Below are 13,235 nucleotides of genomic sequence, written 5' to 3'. Positions count from 1 at the left end.
CTTGCGCATGACGCGCACCAGCTCCATCCCGCCAGAGTGGACTAGGCGTCGGCAATCTGCCGGCGCTCAGGCCAGCACGGTCGCCGGCATGGCCGTCTGCACGGCCGATGCCGATGGCAGCCTGTCCGCCAGGATGTTTTCCGAGATCTTGTCGGCCATCATGATGATGGGCGCGTTGGTGTTGCCGCCAACGAGCGTAGGCATGACGGATCCGTCAACCACGCGCAGCCCTTCCATGCCGTGCACGCGCAGTTGGACATCGACCACCGCCATCGCGTCGCTACCCATCTTGCAGGTGCCCACCGGGTGATAGATGGTGTCCGCCCGTTGGCGGATGAGCTGCACCAGCTGCGCGTCGCTCATGCTCGCACCGCCATAGATCTCGCGCCCGCGGAAGGGCGCCAGCGCCGGTGCCTCCATGATCCGGTTCATGAGCCGGGCGCCGCGCAGCAGCCGTTGCACATCCTCGTCCTCGCCCAGGAAATTCGGATCGATGCGTGGCGCAGCGAAGGGATCGGCGCTATGCAGGCCGACCTGGCCGCGGCTCTTGGGATGCAGCACGCAGACGTGGCAGCTGTAACCATGGCCCCAGTGGAACCGGCGGCTGTGGTCATCGACGATGCCGACCACGAAATGCAATTGCAGGTCGGGTGCCTCCAAGTTCGGATCGCTTTTCATAAAAGCGCCGACCTCGGCGAAATTGGTGGTGAGCATGCCGGAGCGCTGCTTGCGGTACTCGCCCAGCGCGCCGAGCAGTTTGAAGCCGCCAGCCAGGGAGTAGCCGAACAGGTCGGTTGAGGACGAGGTATAGCAGCTGACGTAGTCTAGGTGATCCTGCAGATTTTGGCCCACGCCCGGTAGTTCGTGGACGACGCCGATGCCGTGCTTCTCCAGTTCGTCGCGCGGCCCTATGCCCGAGAGCATCAGCAGTTGCGGCGACTGGAAGCTGCCGGCGCTCAGGATCACCTCGGTTTTGGCCCTGGCCTCCTCGATCCTGCCGTTTCTGCGATAGGCGACGCCTACCGCGCGCTTGCCCTGCAGCAGCAGCCGGGTGGTGTGGGCCCCGGTGAGCACGGTGAGGTTGGGCCGCTTGAGGACCGGGGTGAGAAAGCCCTTGGCAGCGCTCCAGCGCTCGCCGTCTTTCTGGGTGACCTGGTACAAGCCCACGCCTTCCTGCTCGACGCCGTTGAAATCGGCGTTGCGGCGAAGGCCTTGTTGCTCCGCGGCCTGGATGAAGGCCTCGTCGATGGCCATCGGCGAGCGCAGGTCGGCGACATTGAGTTCGCCGCCGACGCCATGGTAGACGTCTGCGCCGCGCTCATTGTTCTCCGTGCGCTTGAAGTGGGGCAGCACGTCCTGGTACGACCACCCTGGATTGCCCAGCGCCGCCCAGTGGTCGTAATCACTGCGCTGCCCTCGGATGTAGATCATGGCGTTGATCGAACTGGACCCGCCCAGGGTGCGGCCGCGCGGCTGGTAACCCCGCCGCTGGTTCAGGCCGGACTGAGGTTCGGTCTTGAAGGCCCAGTTGAGCGATCGATACAGGTAGCCGGGCATCACCGCGGCGACGCCCGCCGGAATATGGATCGCTCGACTGGTGTCCGGCGGGCCCGCCTCGAGCAGCAGAACCTTCACGGCCGGATCCGCGGAAAGGCGGTTGGCCAGCACACAGCCGGCAGAGCCGGCGCCCACGATGATGTAGTCGTGCATGAGACTGTCTCCTTCAATGGTCGAACACGCCCCGGCTTTCAGGCGAAATAGCGTGAGGTGAGGGCAATCAGCTTTTTCACCAATTTGGTGTACGGTGGAAACAGCATGTGGGTGATGCTGAAGCGATCCACCAACACCGCGCGCTCGTGCGAAAAGGCCTTGAAACCGTACAGACCGTGCGCACTGCCGATCCCGCTGTTGTTGACCCCGCCGAACGGCAGGTTGCCGTGCAGGAAATGCACCACGCACTGATTGACGCAGCTGCCGCCGGCCGAAACCCTGGTTTCCACCTGCGCGATCCGCGCCTTGTTCTTGCTGAACACATACAGCGCCAGCGGCTTGGGCCGCGCATTGATGTCCGCCAGCATCTGCTCAAGATCGGTGTAGGACAGCACGGGAAGCAGCGGGCCGAAGATTTCCTCCTGCATGATCTGCGCTTGGTGCGGCACATCGACCAGCACGGTCGGCGCGATGAATCGGGTTGTGGCCTCCGTCATGCCGCCGGTCACGACCCGGGCACCGTGCCCGACGGCGTCGTCAAGCAGCGCCGTGAGGCGCTGGAAGTGCCGATCGTTGACGATGCGGCAATAGTCGGGATTGTTGCGTTGCGCCTCCGGGGTGTCGCCATACATTTGCGCGATGTACTGCCGAACCTTGTCCACGAAACGATCGCACACGCTCGCGTGTACATACACATGATCCGGGGCGATGCAGGTCTGGCCATTGTTGGTGAACTTGCCCCAGACGATGTTGCGCGCGGCCCTGTCCAGGTCGGCCGTCTCGTCGACCAGCGTCGGCGACTTGCCGCCGAGCTCCAGCGTGACCGAGGCCAGATGCCTGGCTGCGGCACCCATCACGATCCGGCCAACCGCCGGGCTGCCGGTGAAGAACACATGGTCGAAGGGCAGGGCCAGCAGCCGCTCGGCGACGTCGGCCTTGCCTTCGAATACCGCCACCTCCTCGGGTGGATATATCTCGGCGATCATCGCGCCGATCAGCCGCGAGCAATGCGGGGTCATTTCCGACGGCTTGATGATCGCGGTGTTGCCGGCGGCGATGGCGGACACCAGCGGCCCGAAGCTCAGGTTGAAGGGGTAGTTCCAGGGCGAGATGATCAGGCAGACGCCCTTGGGTTCGTAGTGCACCTGGGCCTGCGTGCCCAGCATCGCCAGAGTTGGGCGCACGGTAACCGGCTTCATCCACCGCTTGAGCTGCCGCCTGGCGTGGTTGATCTCATGCAGCACCGGAAAGATCTCGCTGAGTTCCACTTCGGCGGTGGGCTTGCCGAAATCCGCCGCCGCCGCTTTCTGGATATCCCCGCGCCGGGCTTCCAGCACCTTCTTGAGCTTGTCCAGCTTGGCCAGGCGCTCGCTTGCGCTGGTCTGGCGCAGGCGGGGCGCGAAACGTCGTTGGCGTTGGAACACCTCGCGCTCGGGTTCGTGCGCCGGCTGTTCCAGGGTAACGAGCGTTGCAGCGTCGATCAGCATGATGCTTCTCCAAGTGATAAGCCCGTTCGTGCCGCTTGCCGGGCGGCCTGCGCCAGCACCGGGCTGTGCCTATCCGGTGTCGAGCGCCCGTTGCGCTGGTCCATGCGCAGATTCACCGCCGTCGTTGTGCGGGAATGGCATAAGTGACCACCGCGTGGGCCACCAGCCCGGGGGTTCCTTCGGAATGGATGGCGACCTCGGATACCGCCAGGCGCTGGCCGAGTTTCAGCAGAGTGGCTTTCGCGCATATCGCCCGGTCCGGGCTGGGTTTGTTCAGGAAATGGATGTTGAGGCTGGTGGTGACCGCCAATGGCACGATGCCTATGCGTGCCAGCAGGGCGACATAGGCCGCGCAATCCGCAACCGCCATCATCGTGGGGCCGGACACCGTCCGCCCCGGACGCAGGTGCTGATGATCGATGGCCTGACGGATCAAGACCGCGTCGTCCTCCACGGTTTCCACGGTCATGTCGATCTGGGGAAATTCCGCCGTCAGGAATTGTTGCAATGCGTGTCTGGAGACGGCGTTTGTCATCGCTGAGTCCGGGTCCGTTGGATGATGGGCGGGGCGGCCGGATCGCCGCACTGGCTTCATTATCCTCCCATGCACCGCGGCTAGCCTCGTCGGATGCGACGAGATTCCACGCGGGTCGATTTGTCCCATAGGACTGCCCGCATGCGCTGCCTGGACGGTTATCGGGTAGCCGGGGCGACTGAACTCTGCCCAGAAGGGTCGCTCCGAGACCTCGTGGGTGATTTCGCTGGACAGTTGATGCGCAGCCCTGAGATGAACTCGCAGAGAGTGTCGTCATGAAGGTACCCCCACGCGTTCGCGCGCGGCATTCCATTCCTGTACCAACGCAACCCGGTTCGCCACGGCGTGCCCCGTCAGCGCAAAGGCCAGCAGCCGCCCGTGTTCGTCATGGTAGCGAGCCACCAGATCGATCCCTTCGCCCGTAACCGACCAGTGGCCGACAACACCCGCGACCGCCGGAGGCAGCAACACGACCGGGCAGGCGGGTGTCTTCAGCACAATGGGCATCGCCGGAAAGGCCACCGCCGTAGATGTTCCAGCCAGCGTCCGCGCCAAGGCCTTGGCCGAATGGGCGATGGGCACAACGAACGGGTGCACCTGGCCATCGATCTCGGCGCAATCGCCTAACGCGTAGATGCGCGAATCGCTGGTGCCAAGGTAGCTGTCTACCTGAATGCCGGCACCGACAGCCAGCCCGGCAGCGGCAGCGAGCGCGGTGCGCGGGCGCTGACCAATGGCGCACAGCACCAATCCAGCAGGCAGGATTGTCCCATCCACAAGGTGGACCCGATGCCGGTCGCCCAGGCTTTCCACGGCAACCACCCCTGATTCCAGCGCCCATCTCACATTCAAGGCGGACAATGCCGCCATAAGCGCTTTGCCGACAGCGCGTGGCGCCAGACGTGCCAACGGCCACGCCTCCACGTCCACCACCGTGACCGAGTAGCCCGCGGCGGCCAGGTCGTTGGCGAATTCGCAGCCAATCAGTCCCGCGCCGATCACAACGACCTCGCGCTGCTCCAGCAATGCCTCGCGGACACGCGTGTAGTCCTCCAGGCTGTGGACCACGGAAAGTGCGCTGGCGCCGTCGATACGCGGAATCACCGCATCGGCTCCGCAGGCCAGCACCAAACGACTGTAGGCGAGCTCGCGATTATCGAGTGTTAGCGCACACTGCTGCGGCCGGATAACCGACACGCGGGTTTCAGTAAGAATCTCCACGTTCAGCTGGGCAGCCATTTTCTCCGCTGAAGCCAAGGTCAAATCGACAGCAGACTGACCGGCACCAAACGATTTGGAAAGATTGGGCTTGTAATAGGAAGCCCCCGGTTCGGCAGTGATCAGGCGGATGGGCAGATCCGGATCGAGTTTGCGCAGTTCGCGTGTCACGCCATATCCGGCCAGACCCGTGCCAATGATGGTCAAGGGTTGCATGGATCAAATCCCTGCCTGAATCATTTCAAAATCGGATTTCGGTGCACCGCAGTCCGGACAAATCCAATCATCGGGAATGTCTTCCCAAGCCTTGCCGGGAGCGATGCCCTCTTCAGGCATGCCTTTTTCTTCATCGTATTCAAACCCACACACAACGCAACGCCATTTTACCAAGCAGCGATTCATGGACTTCCTTGAGCGGTGCGCCGGCAAATTGTTGCGCGCCTACGAGCTTGCTGGAGAGAAACCATTAGAACGACAACGGCTCGTTTTCCCGCACGGCGATGAAATTCACCTTGTCTTCGACCGCGCAATCCGGGCATGCCCAGTTTTCGGGAACCTGGCTCCATGGGGTACCGGGCGCCAGTCCTTCGTGCGGATCGCCGATCCGTTCGTCATAGACGTAGCCGCAACTGGGGCATTGATAACGGCTCATGATACATCGCCTCCCATCGCTCATAGGTGTGTCAACCAGCGGTCAGCCGAGATGCCTCGGTTGGCCGGTCTCATGTAACCCTGCTTTCCTCACTTGGCGGAGAGCTTGTGCAGGATGCGGGAGCGCTTTCGGGGACGAAGCGTGAGATTGACCTTGCTGATGTCGTTGCCATAGAGCGCCAATACACGCCGATCCATCAATGCCCGCCACAGAGGTGGCACCAAGGCAATGGCAAACATTGCCGGATAGCCGCTGGGGAGGCTGGGAAGCTGTGGGAAGTCGCGCAGTGCCTGGTAGCGACGGGTTGGATACGCGTGATGATCGGAGTGACGCTGCAAATGGAACAGGATCAGATTGGACATGATGTGGTTGCTGTTCCATGAGTGCCATGGCTGGCAGCGCTCATAGCGGCCATCGGGCAGCTTCTGACGCAGCAGGCCATAGTGCTCGATGTAGTTGGCACTGGTCAGCTGCCACCAGCCGAACACGGCTTGCATGAGCAGATAGGGAATGATCGCGGCGCCGAAAAGAATGATGAGCGCCGCGTACATCGGTATGGTGATGAGCAGTGGCTGCAACACTTCGTTTTCCCATGTCCAAGGTCCCCTTCCTTGAAGGGCGAGGCGCTCCCGCTCCGTCACCCAAGCCCGCCGCCAAGCGCCGGGGATTTCGCGCAGCACGAATTGATAGATGCTTTCGCCGAAGCGCGCACTGGCCGGATCTTCCGGCGTTGCTACATGCTTGTGGTGGCCCTTGTTATGTTCGATGTAGAAATGTCCATAACCCACCACAGCAAGCACGATCTTGGCCAGTCGGCGTTCTATCGCGGGTTTCTTGTGTCCCAGCTCGTGGCCGGTGTTAATGGCCAGGCCATTGATGATGCCCACCGAGAGGGCGAGCCCGAGCATGCTGACCCAGCTCAAGTCATGAGTGCCAACATACCACGCACCGACCAGGAAGGTGATGTAATGCCATGGCACCATGAGATAGACGAGCCATCGGTAATAACGATCCTCTTCGAGAGCCGGAACCGCATCCTCCGGTGGATTGCTGGTGTCATTTCCAAACATCAGGTCCAATGCCGGGACGATGACATACCATAGAATCAGCGTCAGCCAATTGAACACCGCCATTCCGGTTCTGTCGGCAAGATAAATACCGACCAATGGAAAAAGTGACCAACCTATCGACAACAGCCACAGATAGCGTTTCTTGTCGTGATAACTGACGATTCGACCGATGTTGTGCTCCTGCAAGGTACCGTCTAAAGGAGTATTCACATTCATCACTTCCTCCTACCGCTTGGGATGCCTTTGATCAGATCAGGTATCGCGCAGGAGATGTGCCTACCAAAAGATAGGTTTTCGCACTTCCATGTGCGAGGCACCCAAGCTCTGTAGCTTGAGCCCGGGATTCCTGGAAGCGCCGTGCGCGCACTCGATGAAGTGAACGGGTTGCGGTGACCGGAGCGGCTTCTGGCCAGGTCATGTCGTGTCAGGCTTTTGGGTGGTGTCCCGTGACCTGACGACGAACCGCATCCACGGCGAGCGCCGGGCTGCCTTGCACAGAGGGCGGTATTTCGTCAGTCGAGCAGCCGCAAGCCTCGCGCGCGCGAAAGTGCCGCCGTGCGATTGCGCACTTGAAGTTTTGCATAGACATTATGCAAATGCCATTTCACCGTCCCTTGAGACACGAACATCGATTCGGCCACTTCCTCATTGCTGCGTCCGGTAGCGACCAGACGCAGCACCTGCGTTTCCTTGGCTGTCAACGGCTCCAGCACGTCCGTCGGATCAGCTGCCGCATCTGTGCCGCCGCCGGTGGCCTCGATCCTAAAAGCGTGAGCGAGTCGCTGCAGATGGTCGTGCGCCAAGCCGTGGTCGTCGACTGTTGTTTCCAGCAGCATCTTGACCAGCCAGCGAAGCGACTCCCCCTCGTTCAGAAACACGCGCAGATAACCCGCCGGCGCGGCCATGGCCAGCGCGTCCCGCAACGCACGCAGCGCTTCGCGCTGACGACCCATTTGCTCCCGCGCCATCGTCTTGAGCACCAGCAGTTCCACTTCCTTGCGTCGATGCCCAAGCCGATGCGCCCGTGACAGAAGCTTGTGCAGAATGATCAGAGCACGTTCAGGCTCGTGGTTGGCGATGTCAATACGCGCCCGCACCAAGCCCCAGGGGCTGGTCTCCTCGGCGGCATGATCGGGCACCATCTGCATTCGCCAGTGCCGGGTGCCCGCGCGCAAGACATCCGCAGCCTGCGCGACTTCGCCGCGGCGCAGATGTGCGGTCGCAAGCTCCGCCTGCAGCGAGGCTACCAGCCGCGGCAGATGGCGCCGTTCCCCCAGCGCGATGCCTTCGACAAGCAGCGAATCGCCGCGTGCGTTTTCCCCTTGGTGAAACGCCAGTCGAGCTGCGGTCTGGTAAGCGGCAATCAACGGATCGACGGTACTTTGCTCGCGCACATGGGAAAGACCCGAGCGGAGGTGGGCTTCCGCTTCGGCGAGTTCATCGCGCTCATAGTGCATCGCTGCCATCAGCGCCGACAACATGTATACCGCGTGCGCGTGTGGACCGAGCTGATGGGTTATCAACGCCAGGCCACGCGCGCATTCGTCCATGGCCTCCCGGTGCCGGCCCTGTTTGGCGAGCAGGACGGTGATGATCATGATCGCCCAGGCTGTGCCGTAATAGCCGTAGCTCTCGTCGAAGATGAGCCGTGCCATGCGCAGACTTTCCCATCCACGCTCGAAATCGCAGCGACACTTGCAGGCGAAGCCCAACACAGCCAGCGCCGCTCCGCGTTTGAACGGATCGGCTGCAGGCCAAGACTGCAGCCAAGCCTCGCTGAGCCGCTGACTCTCCTCGGCCCGATCGCGCAGCGCGGCCAGGATGGTTCGCTGCAACTGCACCATGCAGTCGATCGCGGCCACTTCGCTTGCAGCTTCCTTGCAACCTTCCTTCAGCAGCTTATGGCGATAGGCTTCGACGGTTTCCAGTTCGCGCTCAGCCTCCGCAAACTGGAGGCTGAAAGCCAGTGACCACGCCCGGTGAATGCGGATCGCCGGCCACTTGGCGAGGTAAGGTTCAGGCAGCCGCCGCATCCAATTCAGCAAGGTAACGTGCGCGCCTCGCCGCTGGACAAGGTCTTCGCCGGACTCGGCGATCCAGCACGCGGCGTGCTGGTAGTCCCCGGCGGCCAATGCGTCATTGATGGCCTCCTCGTCCAGACCGTGCTGCCGGAACCACTGCGCCGAACGCGCCTTCAGCGCGGCCGGCGCATCGAGATCGATGCTTTTCAGCCGCTGCCGCAGGAAATCCTGGAATAGGTGGTGATACCGATACCACTCGCGCGTGCTATCCAGTGGTATCAGAAACAGATTGCGCGCTTCCAGATCCTCTAGCATGGCCTGACTGTTCCGGCAGCCGGTCACCGCACGGCAGAGATCGGCGCAAAGGCGGTCGAGCACCGAGGTTTGCAGCAAAAAATCGTGAAGCTCCGCCGGCAACCGGGCAAGCACAACCTCGCCGAGGTAGTCGCATATCTGCCGGTCACTGCCGGTGAACCCCTCGACCATCGCTTCGATCGCATCGTTGCCACGCAGGGACAACGAAGCCAGTTGCAGGGCGGCCGGCCAGCCCTCAGTGTGCTGACATAGTCGCTGCACCGTGACAGGATCGATATCCCTATCCGAAAAAATATGCAGCAGCTCTTGCGCTTCCCCGGCGGAGAAACGTAAATCAGCCATCGTGATGTCGATCATCTTGCCTCGAAGCTGCAACTCTTGCAGGTTGAGCCGCGGCTTGCTGCGACTGCCGATGACGAAAACCACTTGATCCGGAGCATGGGCCAGCAGGCCGCCAAGCATCTCCAAAGGCGCCTGGCCAGTCACCAAATGAAGGTCATCGATAAATAGGCTGATGGGTCGCGCAGCCTGGGTTAGATCGACGAGCAGGGACTCCAGCACCGGCTGCAGGGATGGTTGCGCACCGCTTTCCAGTAACGCCAGCGCCGACTGACCGATACCAGGCACGGCGCGGCCGAGGCAATGGGCCAGATAGGCGGCAAAGCGCGCCGGATCCTCGTCTGCCGGGTCGACGCTCAGCCAGGCAACCGCCCCGCCTTCCGCGCGGAGCCTGGCATACCAATCCGATAGCAGCGTGGTCTTGCCGTAACCGGCTGGGCCGGTGACGATGGCCAAGCGGTGACGGCCAGACATCCAGTCAGGTGGCGGCGCGAGTCGCTCCCGCTGCACCAGGGCGCTGCTCGTCTGTGGCGGACCGAGCTTGGTCGCGATGATTCTGCGATGCTTCATAATGCCAAAACCCCGAGGCTGGCCACCGCGCCGGACCGCGAAGCGCTGCGGACAGTGCACAGTCCACAGCCGACTCTAGGTTATCGAGGGAGATAGCGCTTGCCGCACTGCAGCAGCCGAGTATCTGGGGGTATTGCAATGCATGCTGACTTCCAGGCGGTTTGGGTGCTGCAACCATCGGCGGATCGGCACAGGCAGTGGATCCTGCCGCTGCTGGTCCGCACGCAGAAGCGCGCCGCCGACGGGCGGATATACACCTGCCGATGCACGACATTGAACTGTTCGAGGTCAACGAGGCCTTCGTCCCTGTGCCTCGGCGATGGCGGTGCGTGTCAAGCTCATCGGCGCCGATCCGACACACCCCAACAAATACCGCGGCGCCATCGCCTTGGGCCATCCGGGGGCGGCTCCGGCACCGAGCTGATGGTCATCCGAATGTACGCGCTGGCCTGTCTGCAGGCGATATGCGAAGGCGACGTAGCCACAATGTCGCCATCGTCAGCGGCCGGCATCGGCGGCGGGGCCATATTGCGCTGCAACCTGACTTTCCCGGCCATTGGCGCTACAACCTTACTATCGATGTCACTGGCTTATCCGACAGCTTCCGAGAAAGCACAACCGATGACTTCGCAAGCCGCACTGGCCAGCAAGCTCAATCCCCCGGCCTCGCTGAGTTCACAGATACTCCGTTCCGGCATTCTTGACCGCGTGAGCGCTTTCGCCGGGACTAGGTTGCTGCTGGTCCAGGCATCGGCTGGCTTCGGCAAGACGACAGCCATGATCCAGTGCATGGCGCATTTCAAGGATCAGGGCAGGGCCACGGCGTGGCTCACGCTCGACAGTGCGGACGACGACCTGGTGCGTTTTCTCGACTGTTTCAATGCTGCCCTCGACGGCATCACCGGGGTACAGCGAGAGGGTGGCGCGACCGCGGAAGACCGCCCCGTCGGCGAACGCGCCCTGGCGATTGCCGCCCGCATGGCCGGTGAGCCGGCACCGTTTGCACTGTTCATTGACGACTTCGAGTGCATCCAGGAATCCACCGTGATCGGCTGGGTGCGCGAGATGGTCAACCGCTTGCCGCCACACGGCCTTCTGGTGGTCGGCTCGCGCCATCGTCCCGACCTCGGACTGGGACGGCTGAGGGCGCGCGGGCATCTGCTGGAGATCGGCGTCGATCAACTGCGCTTTTCGAAGGATGAAACAGAGCATTTCCTGCAACGCGAGCTGAGCGTGCCCCTGTCGTCGGAAGATGTCGATCAGATCCACGCCCGGACCGAGGGTTGGGTAACCGCTCTGTGGCTGGCTTCGCTGGCACTGGACGGGCATGACGCTCCCTCTCAGTTTATCAGTCATTTTTCCGGCACCGACCGTCTCGTGGCCGACTACCTTGCCGAGGAGGTGCTGGCTCGCCAGACCCCGCAGGTGCGCGACTTCTTGCTGCGTACCAGTGTCCTTAGGCATGTCTGCGTCGGCGCGTGTCGTGCACTGCTGCCCGATGTCGAAAGCGAGCGCCTGCTTGCGGAACTGGAAAAGGACAACCTGTTTTTGATCCCTATCAAGGGGGATGAGCAGGGTTATCGCTACCACAGTCTGTTCGCCGGGTTCCTCCGCGCCCGTCTGGCGAAGGAGTTCCCTACCGAGGTGTTGCGCCTGCATCGGGCCGCCTCGGAATGGTACGAACATCAGGGCCGCCCGGTGCCGGCCATCGATCACGCCATTGAAGGACGGGATTTCCCGCGCGCGCTGCGACTGCTGTCGGCACGTGCCCCACGACTGCTGGACGAGGGGCGCATGCTCCTGCTGGCGCGCATGTTCGACGCGGTACCGTTTTCCCTGCTTGGCGACTATCCCGCGCTGCAGGTGGTTTACGTGTGGGCCCTGTGTTTCAGTCGCGGGCCGCACCATGCCATGGACGCACTGAGTCGCAGTGGACTGTTGCAGAGCAAAGTTCCCGAATGGCAGGCGCACGTGCGTGCAGTGCGCCCATCGCTGCTGCTGATGATGGATCGCTTTGAAGAGGCCTATGCCTGCGGTGAGGAGGCGCTTTCCCTGCGAACCAATGGCACTCCCTTTGCCAACGCAATGTTGGCCAATGTCATGGCTCTCATCGGCTTGTTCATGGGGCGGTGTGAACAGGCGAGGGCGCTTCTGGATGGCTCCCGCGATGCGCTGGATGCGCAGGCAAGCGCCTTCAATGGAATGTATTCGGAGTCAATTGGCGGGCTCATCGACCTGCAGGAGGGGCGGCAGCGCCAGGCAGCGGTGCGCTTCCGGCTGGCGGTGGAAGCTACGCGTCATCCATCGTCGTTCAGTCACCACGCCAACGGCAACGCATGGGCAGGAGTGTTGCATGCATGTTCGCTGTACGAGGCCAATGACCTGGTTCAGGCATCGCGCCTGCTGCAATGCTATGTGCCGCTGGTCAAGGAGGTTGGCCTGGCGGACCCCATCATTCTCGGCGACGTTGTGCTCGCCCGTATCGCCCATGCCCAGGGAGACATGGATCGGGCGCTGCGCATACTGACCGAGCTGGAATACAGCGGCCATGCCCGGCGGATACCGCGGGTGGTGGCCAATGCCCGTCTGGAGCGAGGCCGCCTGTTCATGATGCAGGGACAGGGCTCATCAGCGAAGATGGAGCTGGATTGCGCTGGTGACGAAGTCCTTTGGCAGCGCATCAAACGTTTTCGGCTACCGGCCAGCGAACTGGAGGACATTGTCCTCAGCCGCTTGCGCTGGCAGGTGGGGTACGGCGATTCCCGCGCCGCTTGTGCGAGCCTTGGTCAGGAAATCGACCGTGCCGTGGCTGAGTCGCGCCATCGTCGTGCGCTGAAGCTGCGAGTGCTGCTGGCCATGGCGCACTATCGAAGCGGCGACGCAGGCAAGGCCCAGGTGATCATGCGCGATATCCTCCACGAGAGTTGCGCGGAGGGCTATGTCCGGTTGATCGTCGATGAGGGGCCGATGGTCGCGGTGCTGGTCGGGCTTTGCCATGCGCAGATGGCGAATGCGCGCAGACACGATCCCACGCTGGTCGCTTACGTCAGCAATCTGCTCGAAGCCTTCGGCGACGTCGCCGATAGCACCGCTGTTGCACGGCCCGGCCAGGTTCCGTTGCCCGAGCCGTTGACCTTGAAGGAAAGCCGGGTGCTGCAATTGCTGTCCGAAGGCTTTTCCAACCGGGCCATCGCGGGAAAATTGTTCGTATCGGACAGCACGGTGCGCACCCATCTGCGCAACGTCAACTCCAAGCTCAATGCACACAGTCGAACCCAGGCGGTGGCGATTGCGCGACGCATCGGCATCGTCTGATCG

At 62.5% G+C, this 13,235-nt stretch carries 9 protein-coding genes; 1 reads left to right on the top strand and 8 read right to left on the bottom strand.

What is annotated here, in order from left to right; genetic code table 11:
- Nucleotides 1–66: 66 nt before the first annotated feature.
- From ACO2Q2_RS09945 to ACO2Q2_RS09910, 8 genes are all read right to left on the bottom strand, one after another.
- Nucleotides 67–1,710, bottom strand: coding sequence for a GMC family oxidoreductase (locus ACO2Q2_RS09945; RefSeq protein WP_423255611.1), 1,644 nt, complete (start codon nucleotides 1,708–1,710; stop codon nucleotides 67–69).
- A gap of 38 nt (nucleotides 1,711–1,748) precedes the next feature.
- The gene (locus ACO2Q2_RS09940) at nucleotides 1,749–3,197 is read right to left on the bottom strand and encodes an aldehyde dehydrogenase family protein (RefSeq protein WP_423255610.1); all 1,449 of its coding nucleotides are present in this window, start codon (nucleotides 3,195–3,197) and stop codon (nucleotides 1,749–1,751) included.
- A gap of 112 nt (nucleotides 3,198–3,309) precedes the next feature.
- On the bottom strand, nucleotides 3,310–3,732 hold the full coding sequence (locus tag ACO2Q2_RS09935) for a PaaI family thioesterase (protein WP_423255609.1): 423 nt from the start codon (nucleotides 3,730–3,732) through the stop codon (nucleotides 3,310–3,312).
- 273 nt (nucleotides 3,733–4,005) lie between these two features.
- The gene (locus tag ACO2Q2_RS09930) at nucleotides 4,006–5,166 is read right to left on the bottom strand and encodes an FAD-dependent oxidoreductase (protein ID WP_423255608.1); all 1,161 of its coding nucleotides are present in this window, start codon (nucleotides 5,164–5,166) and stop codon (nucleotides 4,006–4,008) included.
- 3 nt (nucleotides 5,167–5,169) lie between these two features.
- Complete coding sequence (locus tag ACO2Q2_RS09925; protein ID WP_423255607.1) at nucleotides 5,170–5,352, bottom strand: rubredoxin; 183 nt, start codon at nucleotides 5,350–5,352, stop codon at nucleotides 5,170–5,172.
- A gap of 64 nt (nucleotides 5,353–5,416) precedes the next feature.
- Nucleotides 5,417–5,602, bottom strand: a complete 186-nt coding sequence (locus ACO2Q2_RS09920) for a rubredoxin (RefSeq protein WP_423255606.1) — start codon at nucleotides 5,600–5,602, stop codon at nucleotides 5,417–5,419.
- A gap of 89 nt (nucleotides 5,603–5,691) precedes the next feature.
- Nucleotides 5,692–6,888 (bottom strand): alkane 1-monooxygenase, encoded by a 1,197-nt coding sequence (locus ACO2Q2_RS09915; RefSeq protein ID WP_423255605.1) that lies wholly within the window; start codon nucleotides 6,886–6,888, stop codon nucleotides 5,692–5,694.
- Between the two features lie 296 nt (nucleotides 6,889–7,184).
- Entirely contained in the window at nucleotides 7,185–9,917 is a 2,733-nt protein-coding gene (locus ACO2Q2_RS09910) for a LuxR C-terminal-related transcriptional regulator (RefSeq protein ID WP_423255604.1), read from the bottom strand.
- Nucleotides 9,918–10,352: 435 nt separating this feature from the next.
- On the opposite strand from ACO2Q2_RS09910, the gene ACO2Q2_RS09905 reads away from it, so the two are divergent.
- Nucleotides 10,353–13,232, top strand: coding sequence for a LuxR C-terminal-related transcriptional regulator (locus tag ACO2Q2_RS09905; protein ID WP_423255603.1), 2,880 nt, complete (start codon nucleotides 10,353–10,355; stop codon nucleotides 13,230–13,232).
- The last annotated feature ends 3 nt before the right edge of the window (nucleotides 13,233–13,235 follow it).

The sequence above is a fragment of the Dyella sp. KRB-257 genome (assembly GCF_049445995.1).
GTDB lineage: Bacteria > Pseudomonadota > Gammaproteobacteria > Xanthomonadales > Rhodanobacteraceae > Dyella_A.
Note: the sequence above shows the minus strand (reverse complement) of the source record. Positions and strands in the feature narration are given on the sequence as shown.

What these genes read in the sequence shown, in the direction of transcription:
- ACO2Q2_RS09945 (WP_423255611.1), bottom strand. Translation starts at nt 1,710, where the DNA reads ATGCACGACTACATCATCGTGGGCGCCGGCTCTGCCGGCTGTGTGCTG.
- ACO2Q2_RS09940 (WP_423255610.1), bottom strand. Translation starts at nt 3,197, where the DNA reads ATGCTGATCGACGCTGCAACGCTCGTTACCCTGGAACAGCCGGCGCAC.
- ACO2Q2_RS09935 (WP_423255609.1), bottom strand. Translation starts at nt 3,732, where the DNA reads ATGACAAACGCCGTCTCCAGACACGCATTGCAACAATTCCTGACGGCG.
- ACO2Q2_RS09930 (WP_423255608.1), bottom strand. Translation starts at nt 5,166, where the DNA reads ATGCAACCCTTGACCATCATTGGCACGGGTCTGGCCGGATATGGCGTG.
- ACO2Q2_RS09925 (WP_423255607.1), bottom strand. Translation starts at nt 5,352, where the DNA reads ATGAATCGCTGCTTGGTAAAATGGCGTTGCGTTGTGTGTGGGTTTGAA.
- ACO2Q2_RS09920 (WP_423255606.1), bottom strand. Translation starts at nt 5,602, where the DNA reads ATGAGCCGTTATCAATGCCCCAGTTGCGGCTACGTCTATGACGAACGG.
- ACO2Q2_RS09915 (WP_423255605.1), bottom strand. Translation starts at nt 6,888, where the DNA reads ATGAATGTGAATACTCCTTTAGACGGTACCTTGCAGGAGCACAACATC.
- ACO2Q2_RS09910 (WP_423255604.1), bottom strand. Translation starts at nt 9,917, where the DNA reads ATGAAGCATCGCAGAATCATCGCGACCAAGCTCGGTCCGCCACAGACG.
- ACO2Q2_RS09905 (WP_423255603.1), top strand. Translation starts at nt 10,353, where the DNA reads ATGTACGCGCTGGCCTGTCTGCAGGCGATATGCGAAGGCGACGTAGCC.